This is a genomic window from Caloramator sp. ALD01 (assembly GCF_000472625.1).
GTDB lineage: Bacteria > Bacillota > Clostridia > Clostridiales > Caloramatoraceae > Thermobrachium > Thermobrachium proteoclasticum.
Genome location: NZ_AXAA01000004.1, coordinates 115,100 through 129,878 on the forward strand (window position 1 = coordinate 115,100; position 14,779 = coordinate 129,878).

General features: G+C 32.7%; 16 protein-coding genes. 3 read left to right on the forward strand and 13 right to left on the reverse strand.

All coding sequences use genetic code 11. From position 1 onward, the window contains the following. Nucleotides 1-9 precede the first annotated feature (9 nt). The 12 genes from A3M9_RS0103385 to A3M9_RS0103440 form a co-directional block, all read right to left on the reverse strand. Nucleotides 10-771 (reverse strand): ABC transporter ATP-binding protein, encoded by a 762-nt coding sequence (locus A3M9_RS0103385; protein ID WP_027307958.1) that lies wholly within the window; start codon nt 769-771, stop codon nt 10-12. Next, entirely contained in the window at nt 768-1,742 is a 975-nt protein-coding gene (locus A3M9_RS13085) for a branched-chain amino acid ABC transporter permease (RefSeq protein WP_035165738.1), read from the reverse strand. Before A3M9_RS13085 ends, A3M9_RS0103385 begins: the two co-directional genes overlap by 4 nt. Nucleotides 1,743-1,745: 3 nt before the next feature. Further along, nucleotides 1,746-2,609, reverse strand: a complete 864-nt coding sequence (locus A3M9_RS0103395) for a branched-chain amino acid ABC transporter permease (protein ID WP_198011931.1) — start codon at nt 2,607-2,609, stop codon at nt 1,746-1,748. 171 nt (nt 2,610-2,780) lie between these two features. Further along, the gene (locus A3M9_RS13090) at nt 2,781-3,578 is read right to left on the reverse strand and encodes a CsxC family protein (protein ID WP_051350575.1); all 798 of its coding nucleotides are present in this window, start codon (nt 3,576-3,578) and stop codon (nt 2,781-2,783) included. Between the two features lie 433 nt (nt 3,579-4,011). Further along, entirely contained in the window at nt 4,012-4,224 is a 213-nt protein-coding gene (locus A3M9_RS0103405; protein WP_027307960.1) for a DUF3006 domain-containing protein, read from the reverse strand. A gap of 4 nt (nt 4,225-4,228) precedes the next feature. Continuing rightward, nucleotides 4,229-4,807 carry a thymidine kinase gene (locus tag A3M9_RS0103410; RefSeq protein WP_027307961.1) on the reverse strand — a complete coding sequence of 193 codons (579 nt, stop codon included), beginning with the start codon at nt 4,805-4,807 and terminating at the stop codon, nt 4,229-4,231. A gap of 53 nt (nt 4,808-4,860) precedes the next feature. Beyond that, complete coding sequence (gene rpmE, locus A3M9_RS0103415; RefSeq protein WP_027307962.1) at nt 4,861-5,073, reverse strand: 50S ribosomal protein L31; 213 nt, start codon at nt 5,071-5,073, stop codon at nt 4,861-4,863. 109 nt (nt 5,074-5,182) lie between these two features. After that, nucleotides 5,183-6,568, reverse strand: a complete 1,386-nt coding sequence (rho, locus tag A3M9_RS0103420; protein WP_027307963.1) for a transcription termination factor Rho — start codon at nt 6,566-6,568, stop codon at nt 5,183-5,185. A 467-nt stretch (nt 6,569-7,035) separates the two neighbouring features. Further along, nucleotides 7,036-7,986 (reverse strand): class II fructose-bisphosphatase, encoded by a 951-nt coding sequence (gene glpX, locus A3M9_RS0103425; RefSeq protein ID WP_027307964.1) that lies wholly within the window; start codon nt 7,984-7,986, stop codon nt 7,036-7,038. A 199-nt stretch (nt 7,987-8,185) separates the two neighbouring features. Then, nucleotides 8,186-9,139 carry a class II fructose-bisphosphatase gene (gene glpX / locus A3M9_RS0103430; protein ID WP_027307965.1) on the reverse strand — a complete coding sequence of 318 codons (954 nt, stop codon included), beginning with the start codon at nt 9,137-9,139 and terminating at the stop codon, nt 8,186-8,188. 504 nt (nt 9,140-9,643) lie between these two features. After that, nucleotides 9,644-10,291: a fructose-6-phosphate aldolase gene (gene fsa / locus A3M9_RS0103435; protein WP_027307966.1), complete on the reverse strand. Its 648-nt coding sequence runs from the start codon at nt 10,289-10,291 to the stop codon at nt 9,644-9,646. A 25-nt stretch (nt 10,292-10,316) separates the two neighbouring features. Then, nucleotides 10,317-10,712: a hypothetical protein gene (locus A3M9_RS0103440; protein WP_027307967.1), complete on the reverse strand. Its 396-nt coding sequence runs from the start codon at nt 10,710-10,712 to the stop codon at nt 10,317-10,319. A 152-nt stretch (nt 10,713-10,864) separates the two neighbouring features. Between A3M9_RS0103440 and A3M9_RS0103445 the strand changes: the two genes are divergently transcribed. The 3 genes from A3M9_RS0103445 to A3M9_RS0103455 all read left to right on the forward strand — a co-directional run bounded on the left by A3M9_RS0103445 (nt 10,865) and on the right by A3M9_RS0103455 (nt 13,131). Next, nucleotides 10,865-11,269, forward strand: coding sequence for a hotdog domain-containing protein (locus tag A3M9_RS0103445; RefSeq protein ID WP_035165741.1), 405 nt, complete (start codon nt 10,865-10,867; stop codon nt 11,267-11,269). A 5-nt stretch (nt 11,270-11,274) separates the two neighbouring features. Next, nucleotides 11,275-12,090, forward strand: coding sequence for a 3-keto-5-aminohexanoate cleavage protein (locus tag A3M9_RS0103450; protein WP_027307969.1), 816 nt, complete (start codon nt 11,275-11,277; stop codon nt 12,088-12,090). A gap of 174 nt (nt 12,091-12,264) precedes the next feature. Then, nucleotides 12,265-13,131 (forward strand): diacylglycerol kinase family protein, encoded by an 867-nt coding sequence (locus A3M9_RS0103455; protein ID WP_035165744.1) that lies wholly within the window; start codon nt 12,265-12,267, stop codon nt 13,129-13,131. 43 nt (nt 13,132-13,174) lie between these two features. Here A3M9_RS0103455 and A3M9_RS0103460 read toward each other — a convergent pair whose 3' ends face one another. Continuing rightward, a complete protein-coding gene (locus A3M9_RS0103460; RefSeq protein WP_027307971.1) occupies nt 13,175-14,779 on the reverse strand; it encodes a S41 family peptidase in 1,605 nt (534 codons plus the stop codon).

The following is a 14,779-nucleotide window of genomic DNA, read 5'->3' on the forward strand; positions in this document are numbered from 1 at the left end:
TATTCCCCCCTATCCTAAATATGCTTCTATAACCTGAGGATTTGTCTTAATTTCATTTGGGGTTCCTTCTGCAATCTTTTTACCAAAATTTAAAACTACAACTCTGTCACATATATTCATAACAAAGGGCATATGGTGCTCTATTACTATGATTGTTAAATTGAACTTATCCTTTAATTCCTTTAGCTTGTTTGATAAATCAATAGTCTCTGTATCATTCATTCCTGCTGCAGGTTCATCTAATATTAAAATCTTTGGATTTGATATTAGTGCCCTTGCAAGTTCTACCTTCTTTTGTATTCCATAGGGAAGATTTATCGGATAGTAATAGGCATAGTTTCCAATACCTAATATATTTAATATTTCAAAGGCCCTCTTCTTTGCATCCTCCTCTATCCTTTTAACCCTTCTTGTCATTATAAGGCTTGAAAATATGTTATAGTTTAAGTTTCTATGCTGACCTATTAGGAGATTATCTAATACTGTCATATGCTTAAAAAGCTCTACATTTTGAAAAGTTCTAACTATTCCCTTATTTATTACATCGTGGGGCTTTAGTGAACTTACATCCTCCCCAAATACCTCAATTTTTCCTGTATCCTGCTTATAAAAACGACTTATTATATTAAATAGAGTTGTTTTTCCAGCACCATTTGGGCCTATTATACCAACTATCTCTCCCTCTTTAACATCAAAGGAAAGACTATCAATAGCTTTTAACCCTCCAAAGGCAATTGTTATATCTTTAAAGTTTAATGCCTGCTTGTTCATACCTTAACCCCCTCATCTTTAACTGCTGCCTTTTTCTTCAGCCACACCTTAAATCTTCTATATATATCAACAAGTCCATAGGGGAAATACATAACACATAAAATTAATAATAATCCTGTAAGTATAAAGGATGCATTTTGTACTTTTATATTCTTTAAAAATTCAGGAATCAAGGTAATAAAAAGTGCTCCAACAACAGATCCTTCAATTGAGGCAATTCCACCTATTACAATCATTGCAAGTATGTTTAAGGACATACCAACATCAAAGGTATTTGGGTATACTTGTCTAAATAAAAAGGCATAAAGACTACCTGCAACGCCTGCATATATTGCACTTATTAAGAAGGCTATAGTTTTATACTTTGCAACATCTATTCCAAGGGACATAGCTGCATATTCGCTATCTCTTATAGCCATTAGAGCTCTTCCTGTTTTTGTTTTAATAAGGTTTTTAGCAAATATGATTGAAACTACAATAAAGAAAAGGATAAAATAGTACATCGACAGTCTTGTTTTAAATTGATATCCAAATAAATTGGGTGGATTAATTCCCTTTATACCCGAAAAACCACCTGTTACACTTTCCCATTCCATAAATATATGGCTAAAGGCAACACCAAATCCTAATGTTGCAATAGCAAGATAGTTTCCCTGAAGTCTAAGGGCAGGAAGACCTAAAATAAATCCTAATATTCCACTTATTAAAATTACAATTGGAATTATAAGTGTGAAGGAAAGATTACACTTTGTTGATAAAATTGCTGTGGTATATGCACCAATTCCTACAAAGGCAGCGTGTCCAAGTGAAATTTGACCTGCATATCCTAAAAGTATGTTAAAACCTATTGCAATAACAACATAAATTCCGGCCATATTTAAAAGAGTCATAAAGCTTCTATTAAAATTAAAAACTAACGGAAGAAGTATAAATATTGCTAAAATAATAACCTGTTTCATATATTTTTTCATACTCTACACCTTCTTTCTATAGCTTTTGCCACATAATCCATTAGGCCTTACCACTAACATTACTATGATTAATATGAAGGCAAAAACTGTTTTCCAAGCAAGGGATATATATTTACCAACTAAATTTTCAAGAATACCAATCAATACGCCACCAACTGCTGGGCCAACAAATGTATTAAAACCTCCTAAAACTGCTGCACAGAAGGATTTTAAATGCACTTCAGACATCATATTTATATCTAAAAATGTTGTTGGTGCAATTAGCATACCTGCTGTTGCTGCAAGCATTGAACTTATTATCCAAGTTGTTACTGTAACCCTCTTTACTGATATACCCATTAGCTTGGCTGCATCAACATCCTGTGCAACTGCTCTTATAGCTATTCCCTCCATAGTTTTGAAATAGAAGAAAAGTGACAACATAATAGCAAAGGTTATTAAAACTATTAATAGGCTGTTAGGTTCAAGGGATACACCAAGTATATTTATGTTTTTTGCATTTATTAGCTTTGGGAAACTCTTTGTCTCAAAACCAAATATATTTCCTGCAAGTCCATTTAAAATCATAATTAAGCCTAATGTTGCAATCATTATGCTTAAAACATTTGACTTTGATAGGGGCTTTATAATCAATCTATAAACAATTACCCCTAAAATACCAGCACAAATTATTGTTAAGGGAAAGGCTATATAGTATGGTAGTCCTACAAAGGTCATAAAGGTATATGCGATAAATGTACAAAACATTGCCATCTCGCCCTGTGCAAAATTTACCACATCCGATGTTTTAAATATTAAAACCAATCCTAATGCAGCAAGTGCATAAAGGCTTCCTGTTATAATTCCACTTACAATTACCTGTGACATCACTCCACCTCCGTGTATAGAATTTTCTTAATATTTTAAAGCAATTTATATGCCAATCTAAAAATAAAAAAGTCTCAAGTTTATACACCTTAATTTTGTATAAACTTGAGACTGTGTCTATATATGATACAAAAAATCCATAAGGCAAAATACCTTATGGATTTTTATAAATTATTTCTCATCCTCAAATTCAACCTTTAGTTCATCAAATTTTTCTTCCTCATCTTCTTCATAACTAACTGGCCCATCCCAGCATACCTGCTGATTTTGGAGAAGCTTTATTGTTACATATACAACCATCTTTTCCTTTATTCTTCTAAATACTTCTTCAGTCTCAAACCCTCTAACTGGTCTTGAGTCAAGCTTAATATCTGTTTCATAGATATATGCGTTCTCTAATTCACAATATACTCTTTCATTAAATATCTCTACGTGCTTATAATTATCTTCCTTCATATTCTTGCCAGGCTTTTTACAATCTAAGAACTCTACCTCCTTCTTTGGAGGTGTTGAATAAATCTTTGGATATCTTTCAAAACATACCTCTGTTACACAGTCAAATGGTACGTTTAAAGTTGCGTGTCTTATATTACCTGCTATACCCTTTCCTGTTACTCCACCTAAGGTTGAATACACTATATTTTTTCTTACATAACCTGCAAGATATACTTTGTTAGTTCCTGGAATTAGATGACATTGAGTTAAATAAACATTTTTGTCTATAAACTTAATATCTATTGCATCCTCTGGAAGAGTTATATCTGCTTCTGTATCTATCTGAACGGTAAATTCTGCAAGAACTACAGGTATCTTAACATATTTCTTTCTTCCATACTGATAGTTTTTGCATAGGCATTTTGTCTCTGTATTTGTAACTTCTATAGTTTGCTCATTTTGTGTTGGATTACAAATTCCCCTATTTTCCTCAGGTTTTACATCAATTGACATATTATTTCTTACATCTGGCATATATGGCCCCCCTTTTATTTTTTCCTACTCCATATTATGTAATATTTTGTCCAATGTTCGTAAAAGATAAACTAAAATAAAAAAATCCAGTGTCTTATATATTAAGATACTCAGGCTGTTGAAAAAGTTATATATTGATTAGCCCCATGAAGGATTTTAAGGCATTCGTTCATTTCGCTAATCAATTCTAAGCTTTTCTTTATTTAAAAAAGTCCTACCCTCGCGATGCCATCGTCCTGATGGCCGCTCGGCTCGGCACGTCCTGTGCCGAATTACGGACTTTTCCAAAGTCGAAAAGCTAAGAATTGCTAAAGCTCATGAAAGAGCCTTTTGAAATCCTTTCATGGGGCTTTTTCAAAATTCAGCTAACAAGTAGGTTTGTCAACAATCTAAGTATCTTATACCTTAAAATACTGGATTTTTCATTATAAAATTATTCATCAAATAAATTCAGATAATTTTCTACTTCTTTTTTTCTCTTTAATGTCTCTTCTTCATCCACAACCCAGTTATATACGCCTTTATATACAACATCCCCTTCTGTTACTTTATTATCAAAATTCTTAATATCTACTTCAACTACATCTTCATCATCTAAAACAATTACAACCACATTCCCCTCAATCCTGTCTACAACACCCTTCATTAAATCACTCCTTAGGAACTATATGACACTTTCTACATCTTGCCTCATATGCTTCAGTTGCACCAACTAAAATAATAGGGTCGCTATATTTTGCAGGCTTTCCGTTAATTAGTCTTTGTGTTCTTGTTGCAGGGTTTCCGCAAACAACACATATAGCCTGAATCTTATCTACAAACTCTGCAATTGCAAGTAGCCTTGGGATAGGCCCAAAGGGTTCTCCTCTAAAGTCCATATCAAGACCTGCACAAATTACCCTCTTGCCCTTATCTGCAAGCTTTTTACATACATCTACTACCTTTTCATCAAAAAACTGAACTTCATCTATCGCAACTACATCTGTTGTATCCTTAACATAATTTAATATTTCCTCTGGGTTTTGAATACATATTGCCTCTTCCTTTATACCTGTATGGGAAACAACACAGGTTTTACTATATCTATCATCAATTATAGGCTTGAAAACCAATACATTTTGCTTTGCAATCTTTGCTCTTTTGATTCTTCTTATAAGTTCTTCACTTTTTCCACTATACATTGGACCTACTATAACCTCAATATATCCGTGATCCTTTGGGCCGTACATAATATCCCTCCATCCTATTATATGAAAAAAGACCGGCATGCCGGTCAAAGAAATTATTCTTCAATCTTTAGGTTGTACTTCTTCATAAACTTATCCATTCTTCCACCTTGTTCAACAAGCATCTTTTGCTTTCCTGTGAAGAATGGGTGGCAGTTTGAACAGATTTCTACCTTAAGTTCCTTCTTAACTGATCCAGTTGTGAAAGTATTACCGCAAGCACACTTTACAACTGCATCGTGATTGTAATTTGGATGGATATCTCTCATTTATTTCACCTCTTTCATATATTCTTAACATAATATATAAGCTTTATGTAGTACCTTCCGTCAACTTTTTAGATTATACCACATTTATTATAGTTTTTCAATATCTAAATTAATCCTTTAAAACCTTTGCTGCCATCTGTACAAACTCTTTATTTGTCTTTGTTCTTGCAATTGAATTTAACAGCTTTTCTGTTGCATCTTGAGTTGTTTCGTTTGCAAGAAGTCTTCTTATAGCCATAACAGCTGATTTTTCATCCTCATTTAATAGAAGATCCTCTCTTCTTGTACCTGATTTATATATATCTATTGCAGGGAATATTCTTCTTTCTTGAAGTTTTCTATCAAGATGTACTTCCATATTTCCAGTACCTTTAAACTCTTCAAAAATAACATCATCCATACGGCTTCCAGTTTCTACAAGGGCTGTTGCAAGTATTGTTAAACTTCCACCCTCTTCAATATTTCTTGCCGCTCCAAAAAACTTCTTAGGCTGAATCAATGCACCAGGATCAAGTCCTCCTGATAATGTTCTTCCAGTTGGGTTTATTGTAAGGTTATAGGCCCTTGCAAGACGAGTAATACTATCAAGAAGTATAACAACGTCCTTCTTTAGCTCAACAAGCCTCTTTGCTCTTTCAAGAACAAGTTCTGCTATTCTTGTATGGTTTTCCGGCTCATTATCAAAGGTTGAATATACTACCTCACCCTTTATAGACCTTTGCATATCTGTTACTTCCTCTGGTCTTTCATCTATTAAAAGAACTATAAGCTCAACATCTGGGTGATTTGTTGTAATTGCATTTGCTATCTTCTTTAAAAGAACAGTTTTTCCTGCCTTTGGAGGTGCAACAATAAGCCCTCTTTGTCCTCTTCCTATTGGAGCTAAAATATCTATAAGTCTTGTTGCTAAATCTCCACTTGAAACTTCAAGACTTAGTCTTTTATTTGGATATATTGGAGTTAATGTTTCAAAGCTTTTTCTACCTATTACCTTTTCAGGATGCATTCCATTAATCTCTTGTAGGTATATAAGTGCCTTATATTTTTCAGTCTCCTTCGGAAACCTTGCCTTACCCTTTATTAAATCACCCGTTTTCAAATTAAATCTTCTTATTTGTGACGGAGATACATATATATCCCTTGGGCCCTGTTGGTAGTTATCCAATCTTAAAAAACCATATTGCTGATTTTCTATAAGCTCAAATACACCCTCAACCGTATCAGCATCCTGAAGAAGTTCCTGTATCTTTTCCCTCTTTTCTACATCTATATCGTGAAGCTTTATCTCCTCATCACGAAGCGGTTCACTTTTTTCTTCTTCAATTTCAGGGACTATAATCTCTTGAGGCTTTACCCTGCTCTTCTCCTCTTCTAACCTTAATATTTCCTCGATAAGTTCGCTCTTTCTGAACTTTGAAACAGATTTTATGTCATAATCCTTTGCAATCTGCCTTAGCTCCTCCAGCGTCTTACCCTTCAATTCTTCAAAATTCATACTACACCTCCATATTTTTACAACACATAAGGACATTTAACTCTATAATGAAACTTTTTTATTAAATTCGGATAACTGGGGAAATAGACGAATAGAACAGACTATAAGACTCGACTATTATTATTTTAATACTCTATATTAGAAATGTAAAGTAGAACTAATACTGTTAAACATAATTAACAATTTAAAATCCTACTAATTCAATAAATAAGAACAGAAGTTATATAATTCTGTTAATGAATGATGAATGTCACTTTTCTTAAAAAACAAAATAATTACATAGTAAAAAGAAGCTATATAATAAAACCCATAGCAGTATTATTTAGGATGAAACAACCCTATAAGCTTAGAAAAACTTTATCTATTTTGAGTATTAACTACTACAAAGCCTCCACCTCTATATAAGTAGTTCACAGTTACATAATTAAACAAGGTGCCATCTACTTGGCACCTTACATTCTATCTTATTAACTTAATCTATGAATTGCATTTATAAATCTTACTGTTCCTGTTTTTGACCTCATAACTACAGATTGTGTCTTTACTTTATCCTTACCTAAATATACAACACCCTTTAAAAGGTCGCCATCTGACACACCTGTTGCTGCAAAATATACATCATCTGCCTTAACTATATCATCTATATACATTAACTTATTTAAATCCGTTATTCCCATCTCAATACATCTTATTTTTTCTTCCTCAGACGTTACACATAGCCTACCTTGAAAGTCTCCTCCCAAACACTTTAATGCAGCAGCAGCTATTACTCCTTCAGGTGCACCACCTGAACCAACCATAATATCTATTCCTGTATCCTCAAACCCTGTCGCTATTGCCGCTGCAATATCTCCATCTGTTATTAGCTTCATTCTTGCACCTACTTTTCTAACCTTTTCCATAAGACCATAATGTCTTTCTCTATCAAGCATTATTACAGTTACATCTTCCACCTTTTTATTTAAGGCCCTTGCTACATTTTTTATATTCTCCTCAAGTGGTGCATCCAAAGAAACACACCCCTTTGCTCGTCTTCCTACAGCTATCTTTTCCATATACATATCAGGTGCATTAAGAAGTCCTCCCTTAGGAGAAATTGCAACAACAGATAGTGCATTAGGAAGTCCCTTTGCTACAAGATTAGTTCCATCAAGTGGGTCAACTGCAATATCAACCTCTATACTATCCTCATCTCTAATACCAAGCTCTTCACCAATGTAGAGCATAGGAGCTTCATCCATCTCTCCTTCGCCTATTACAACCTTACCCTTTATTGGAATTAAGTCAAACATCCTTCTCATAGCAGAAACTGCCGCATCATCTGCAGCATTTTTATCTCCTCTTCCTAAAAGTTTTGAGGCACTAATTGCTGCTGCCTCTGTAACTCTTACATAAGATAAAGCCAAATCAATATCCATATTACTCCCCCATTCCAAATTACTAATTATATTATATATACTTTATATACCCAAAGTCAATATATAATATAACATAATTTTTATATATGCTACTCAATAAAGTGCCACCCAGGTGAAATGTGACATTTTCTAATTACAACCTCAGTTTTTTTAAATTATAACTATACATAAAAAAGGAGCCAATAGGCTCCTTTAAGATTTAATACCCTCTTTTACTTAAATTATGTATAGCATTTATATATCTTATTGTTCCTGTCTTTGCCCTCATTACAATAGAACTTGTTTTTGCCCTATCCTTACCTAAAAATACAACTCCCTTAAGTATATCTCCATCAGATACTCCTGTTGCTGCAAAATACACATCATCTGACTTTACTATATCATCAAGCTGCATAACCCTACTTAAATCAGTTATACCCATATCAAAACATCTCTTTTTTTCCTCATCGTTAGTAGGAAAGAGTCTCCCTTGAAAATCTCCACCAATGCACTTTACTGCAGCAGCTGTTATAACCCCCTCAGGTGCTCCACCTATTCCCACCATAATGTCTACACCACTCTCATCAAAACACGTTGCAAGTGCCTCCTGTATATCTCCATCGTTAAATAATTTTAATCTTGCATTTACCTTTCTTACCTCATCCATTAAATGTTTATGTCTTGGTCTATCCTGTATTACAACAGTTACATTTGATACATCTTTATTAAGAGCCTTTGCTACATTTATTATATTTTCACTCAAAGGAGCATCCAGCGATACTACTCCCCTTGCCTTTGGTCCCACAACAAGCTTTTCCATATACATATCAGGTGCATGCAGAAGGGATCCCTTCTCTGCAATTGCAACAACAGCAAGTGCATTTGGCATTCCCTTTGCCACAAAGCTTGTACCATCTAAAGGATCAACAGCAATATCCACCTCATAGTCACCGCTTCCAAGTACCTCTCCTATATATAGCATTGGTGCCTCATCCATTTCACCCTCACCAATAACAACCGTTCCCTTAATTGGAAGACTATCAAACATAGCTCTCATACCTTCTACAGCAGCCTCATCAGCAGCATTTTTATCTCCACGTCCCATATATTTTGAAGCATTGATTGCGGCAGCCTCCGTAACCCTAACAAGCCCAAGTGCTAAATCCATATTCATAAAAATTCCTCCTATTGTGCTATACTATTTATCCCTTAATCAACATTTTTATTATACTCTTTACGTTAATTGTTTGTCAAATATATTTTTGTTAAAATATATTTATGTAATGTGATATACTATTTGGTGCCACTTAGATGAAATGTGAAATTATCTAACTTTCGGTGGTCTTATTGTTTTGCAATTCTTTAGGGGATATTCTATATAACCCAACCTGTCTTTCTAAAATCACCCTCAAACAAGATAGGTATAATTTTAGAGAAAACAAAGGTTATAATTAAAAATGTCACATTTCACCTGGGTGGGAGACCTCCGAAAAAATCAAATTATTTTTAAAAACATACTATATATAGTTGCGCATATTATCTTTTATTCACTATATATAGTGGTGACAATTTTTAAGGTATCATTTTTTCGGAGCTCTTGGTGGCACTTTATAACCAAAAATAAAGGACCTAACTAAAAATGCATCTTTTAGTTAGGCCTTCTTATAAACAATATGAATTATTTTTTAGGAACTGTTTCCCAATCCTTTAGGAATTTTTCTATTCCTATATCAGTCATAGGGTGTTTTGCCATTTGAACAAGCACCTTATATGGTACTGTTGCAATATGTGCACCTGCAAGTGCTGCTTCAACAACGTGCATTGGATGTCTTATGCTTGCAGCTATTATCTCTGTTTCTATTCCATAGTTATCAAATATTCTCACTATCTCCTCAATTAATGTCATTCCATTATGCCCTATATCATCTAATCTTCCCACAAATGGGCTAACATAGGTAGCACCAGCCTTAGCTGCAAGTAAAGCCTGTGCTGATGAGAAAATCAATGTAACATTTGTTTTAATTCCTTCCTTTGAAAGAACCTTAACAGCCTTTAATCCCTCAAGTGTCATAGGTATCTTAATTACTATGTTCTTATGAATTTTAGCAAGTTCCCTTGCCTCCATAATCATACCCTCAGCCTCAAGGCTTATTACCTCTGCACTTATTGGGCCATCAACTATTTCAGTAATTTCCTTTACAACTTCAACAAAGTCTCTTCCTTCCTTTGCAATAAGAGAAGGATTTGTAGTAACTCCACAGATTATACCAAGTCTTTCTGCCTCTCTAATTTCATCAACATTGGCAGTGTCGATAAATAGTTTCATATAATCACTCCCCATTGTAGTATTTTTATTTTATAACCCACCTCTTTGTTTTATCTATAACTCCAAGATGAGTTAATAATTCAAGCATATCATCCATATACCTATTAACCATATCATCTACAAGATATTCTTTCCCCAAAAAGGCAATTTCCATACCACAAACAGGGCAAGCTAAAATATTAACTGATTTATCTATTAAATCTTTTATTTTATATTTATATCTATGTGTTTCCCCACAAGCTATACACGGTATATCTATGTCAACTTCTCCCTTAGTAGCACTAACTTTAAATACGATATTTCCACAGGAACATCTCCTACTTGTTGGCCTTTTTGCCTCAAATAAGTTTATGTGAAAACTTGTGTACCTTCCGCACTCACTGCACTTTACAGCAGCCCTAATGGAAGAATCCATAATCATTTTTTTCACCTCCATAATCATATATTCTTCACTTAAATTCAAATTCCTTCTTTGTCGAAAAAAAAAATTTTTTGTCAGTGCTTATAAAAAAGGATTTGATTGTTGTTTGAAGAATATAAATATTATGAAAATATTTTTAAGGGGGTAACGATATGCCAATTGGAGAAAAGGTTGTAATTAGGGTAAGAATGTCCAGTCACGATGCACACTATGCTGGAAATTTAGTAGATGGTGCAAAAATGCTTCAATTGTTTGGAGATGTTGCAACAGAGCTTCTAATTAGGCACGATGGAGATGAAGGACTTTTTAGAGCCTATGATAGTGTTGAATTTTTAGCACCTGTATATGCTGGGGATTATATTGAAGCTATTGGTGAAATAATTGAAGTTGGCAATACATCAAGGAAAATGAAGTTTGAGGCAAAGAAGGTTATAACTTCTGCAAACATTCCTAACAACGATTCTGCCTGTGATGTTCTTGATAATCCTATTGTCGTATGCAGAGCGTCAGGAACCTGTGTTGTTCCAAAGGATAAACAGAGATTTAATAGGGGGTAATTGGTATGGAAAAGCTTATTATAACTTGTGCATTAACAGGTGCAGAAGTTACAAAGGAACAAAATCCTGCTGTACCATATACTGCAGAAGAAATGGCACAATCAGCCTATGAGGCATATATCGCAGGTGCATCTATACTCCATATACACGTTAGGGAGGACGATGGAACACCAACACAGAATAAAGAAAGATTTAAAGTAATACTTGATGCAATAAGACAAAAATGCCCTGATGCAATATTACAGGTAACAACAGGCGGTGCAGTTGGTATGAGCGATGAGGAGAGACTTGCACCTGTAAAATTAAGACCTGAAATGGCAACACTTGATGCGGGTACAATAAATTTTGGTGATGAAGTTTTTGTTAATAGTTTTCCATCCCTCATAAACTTTGCAAAAAAGATGAAGGAATTTAATATTAAACCTGAAATAGAGGTTTTTGATAGAGGAATGATTGAAAACGCAAAAAGGCTTGTTAAAATGGGACTTTTAGACACACCACTTCATTTTGACTTTGTATTAGGAGTTCCATCCGGTATGCCTGCTGATATAGACAGCCTTACATATATGGTAAGGTCAATTCCAGAAGGTTCAACCTGGACAGTTGCAGGCATAGGAAGGCATCAACTTCCTATGGCTATTTTTGCTATACTTCTTGGTGGACACGTTAGAGTTGGACTTGAGGATAATATATACTATAATAAAGGTGAGCTTGCAAAATCAAATGCACAGCTTGTTGAAAGAGTTGTAAGAATAGCAAAGGAACTTGGAAGAGATGTTGCAACTCCTAATGAAGCAAGAAGGATTTTAAATATAAAGTAATTAAATAAAGATTATTTTAAAACTACTGTATATTATATTTTTTTATAAAGCCCCTTTTATGGATTTATTAATTTAAACTGTGGCTATTAAGGGGCTTTATAAACACTATTAATTTTGTTTAAACCTATCCCTTCATACAACCTCTACTTAATTTGAATTCAAAGGTGGGATATTATGCTTTTTATTGTAAACCCTAAGGCAGGAAACGGACGTGCTATTAAGGCTGTTGAAAACATAAAAAACATATGTGAACGAAACAGAATAAGCTACTCAATCGAGTTTACAAATTACCCTGAGAATGCAATAGAAATTGCAAACAAAAACATAGCAAAATTTGAAAGAATTATTGCCGTAGGAGGCGACGGCACATTAAATGAGGTATTAAATGGAATTATAGATAGTAATGCTGCCCTTGGGGTATTACCGTGTGGAACAGGAAATGACTTTGCAAGAACTATATATAAAACAATGGATATTGATAAAATCTTAGAACTATTAATCAAATCAGATTATAAAAAATGTGATGTAGGAAAATGCTTTAATAAATATTTTATAAATATAGCAAGTGTTGGATTAGATGCTGAAATAGCCCACAAAGTTCAAAGAGGCAAAAAAATATTTAGTGGTAAGACAAGCTATCTTTATCATCTTATAAATACGTTAGTACAGTACAAAAATAAGCAATTTAAAATACAAATTGATAACATTAATATAGAATCTGAAACTTTATTAACTACAATTTCAAATGGAAAATACTATGGTGGTGGAATAATGCCAACACCTGATTCCGATATATTTGATGGCAAATTTGACATTTGCCATATTAGGAAAATAAATAAGATTAAAATACCTTTCCTTTTAAATAAATATATAAAGGGAAATCATAAAGATTTTAATGAAGTTAGTTTCTATAAAGGTAAAAGGGTAAAAATAGAGTCTGACGACTTATTTGCTGTAAATTTAGATGGAGAAACTTTTCTTGCCAATAAAGTTGAATTCCAATTAAAGTCTAAATATATTAATTTAATTTGTCCAAAGTAAATCAAGGCCCATCTTTTGTTAGATAAAAGATGGGCCTTGATTCTTATTTAGCTATTTTTATATACTTCCCATACACATATGCTAATTTGTATTTATAAGAGATTATATACCAGCCATTAATACTTCCTAAGATATCAACTTTTGTATTCCTTTTTAATACAAACAATATTTTACTTTTTTTAGAAGGTAATTGTCTAAAATTAAGTCTGCTTATTGAAACATATCCATATTTTTTAGTAACAATTTTATTTTGCAGTATAGTATTAGATTGGTTATTTTGGATATTGTTTTTTTCTTGTTCTTTTTTCTTTTGCTCAATTTCCCTTTTTTGTAACTCTAAAAGCAAATTACTTATATCCTTTTTTATTTCTATAAAAGGATTCTCCTTTTGCTTATAATAGTTTAAATCCTTTTTTATCCAATTATTTTTTACACCAATATACATATCACAATTACTAATTACACTCATTAATTTATTAAAATGTATTTCATCATTTAAGTATACATAATAATTTTTACCATTTATTATAAATTTCACATAATTTGTCTTATCTAAAGCTGGTTCTTTTTCTGTAAGCTGCATTGCCACTTCATAAATATCATTTTCAATATATATGTGTGGTAATACACCTACTTTATTTATTTCTTTTCCATAAGGTGAATAAAGCTTATGAGTTGTTAGCTTTATAACATCACCATTTGATAATTCAAAATAGTCTTGTAATGTCCCTTTACCATATGTTTTATTACCAATAATTAAAGCCTTGTTATAATCTTTTAATGCGGCTGCTATTATTTCCGTCGAACCTACTGAATTTTCGTTTGTCAACAATATAAATCTATCATTAATTAATTTACTTGGAACAACATCACTTTTTATCTTTGTTTGAATACCATTTTTATCAGTTAATATTACGCTATTATTGTTACCGATAAAATTAGATAATACTTTTACTGCTGAATCTATAAAACCTCCCCCATTATTTCTAACATCTAAAATAAATATATCTGCTCCTTTAGATTTTAAACTATTATATACATTTAAAAATTCAGTATTAGTATTTTCTTCAAATGAGAATAAGCTAATATAACCAATATGACCATTAATTATTTGCCCTCTTACTGTTGTTGTACTTATTTTAGTTCTTTTTAAATTATATTCTAACAAATCACTTTTTCTTTTTATTTTAAGCTTAACATATGTTCCTTCTTTACCACGAATACTAACTATTACATCCTCAAGCGATTTATTTTTAACGTCCACTCCATCTACTTCCACAATTATATCTCCTGGTAATATTCCTGACTGTTTTGCAGAGGAATTTTCAAAAACACCCGTAATCAAAATACCATATTCACCTTTTTCTAAAGATACACCTATTCCTACATATCCTCCATTTAAAGTTTCTAAATAATTATCAAATTCATCAGCAAAAAAATATTCACTATATATATCTCCTAAATTTTTTATTGATTCTTTAATATTTGAACCATCAAATTTTGTTTCGTCAAAATTATATAAATAGTTACCTCTAATTGTATCTTTTATTTCATCTATAAATTCATTAGCTATTACATTGCTTGTTAAAAAGAAAAAAAATACCATTAATAATGCAATTAACCTTTTAGCAAACCTTCTTATTCGCAT